Origin of the sequence: Prosthecobacter vanneervenii, from assembly GCF_014203095.1 — a bacterium.
Lineage (GTDB): Bacteria > Verrucomicrobiota > Verrucomicrobiia > Verrucomicrobiales > Verrucomicrobiaceae > Prosthecobacter > Prosthecobacter vanneervenii.
The window spans coordinates 1-1,470 of the sequence record NZ_JACHIG010000032.1; the positions used below are offsets into that span (position 1 = coordinate 1).

Consider the following 1,470-nt stretch of genomic DNA (forward strand, 5'->3'; position numbering starts at 1 on the left):
TGCCAGTAGTGTTCGGCACTGGGAGTGCTTTCGAGCGGGAAGCAAAGAACCATGGCGCGGCATTTTGGCGACGCAGAGATTGGCAAAAGAGCTTCAATGACGGCAGGCTGGCATCCAGGCACGCGCAGCCCTGGCGTTCTGTGCGCCTGCTTTATGCCCTAGCGTGAAGGCTTCCAATTTTGCAAAGACCCATACCGCGGCTTGCGCACACGGGTGGCGCGCTGCACCTCAAGCCGCAGCGCTTCGGCCAGCTCCTCTTCGCTCGCAGTCTGCATCTGATGAAAGGCCAGCATCTCCAGCATCCGTTTGCTCGGCCGCCGTCCCAGCCTGCGCGTGAGCAGCAACGCGCAGATCAGCGCGGCGTAGATCTGGATGGCCACGCCGTTTTCGCTTTCCGCAAACCAGTGCCGGCAGGGCAGCAGGCATTTGAGCCAGCGGAAAAAACCCTCCACCTCCCAACGCCGCCGGTAGAGCCCGGCGAGCTCCCCGGCGCTGAGCTGTTGCGCAGTTTGATTGCTCACCAGCCATACGGGCTCCTCCATGTCCGGCCGGTCCACGACCACCAGGCGGAACGGGCCGCGTTTGCACAGGGCTCTCTCGCCGAGCATGACAAGCTCATCACGGCAGACGCCGACCTGGATGTCGCCCTGGCTTAGCGGCAGCTCCTGGAGCGTCTCCACCTTGACGTGGTTTTGGCGCAGGCGCATGAGAAAGCCGCACCCGGCGCTCTCGAGCTCCTCGAGGTAGCGGTAGTTCATGCCGTAGTTGCGGTCGCCGATGTAGAACTCTCCGGCCTTGAGCTGATGGCGCAGGGCTTTGCGCTCGCACAAAACCCCGTTGGAGGGCAGGCCGCCGGCTGGCAGGCCGTCGGCCAGCCGGTATTTGATGTGCAGGCGCACGGCGCGCTGGTCCTTGTACTGGCTGCGCCAGGTGGCCCAGTCCATGCGCGGGAGCACATACCACAAGGTGCTGTCGACCACGCGCAGCGCGGAGAGGTCCACGCCGCCGGGGCCGGGCTCTGCTGGCAGGTCAGCCACCAGGCGCTCCAGCACGGCCTGGAGCAGCCGGGCGTCAAAGAGGCTCTGCGCCTCCGAGAAGCTGCCCAGGCTCACCGGCAAGATGCCCAGGAAGCGCTGCGTGCGCTGCAGCCTGCTGGCCTGGCAAAGTCCGCGCATGGAGGTGATGACCGGGTTGAACAGGCCGAGCAAAAACAGCGAGAAGTAGTCGCGCTGGTGCAGCGTGCGCCGCGGATCGTGCTCGCTGCGGTGGGGGGGATGCTGCGGGCTGACCTCGTCGAGCACACGCTGGAACTGCTCAATGAGCTTCCAGTGCCGCAGCTGGGCGGCTTCAATCTTGGGTGCTGGGACTCGGGCTGCAGCCATCAGCAACTTCATGCCACCCTTGGCCCAAAGGTACAGCAACGTTTTTGTCACATACCCCCCTCAAACACCATGCCGAACACTACTGGCA

General features: G+C 64.6%; 1 protein-coding gene. It reads right to left on the reverse strand.

Annotation, left to right across the window (positions count from 1 at the left end):
- Positions 1 to 158 precede the first annotated feature (158 nt).
- Positions 159 to 1,394 (reverse strand): IS4 family transposase, encoded by a 1,236-nt coding sequence (locus tag HNQ65_RS26475; RefSeq protein ID WP_221306310.1) that lies wholly within the window; start codon positions 1,392 to 1,394, stop codon positions 159 to 161.
- Positions 1,395 to 1,470 lie beyond the last annotated feature (76 nt).

Bases quoted from the DNA above. Each gene is read 5' to 3' on its own strand.
- HNQ65_RS26475 (WP_221306310.1), bottom strand. From the start codon at position 1,394: ATGAAGTTGCTGATGGCTGCAGCCCGAGTCCCAGCACCCAAGATTGAA.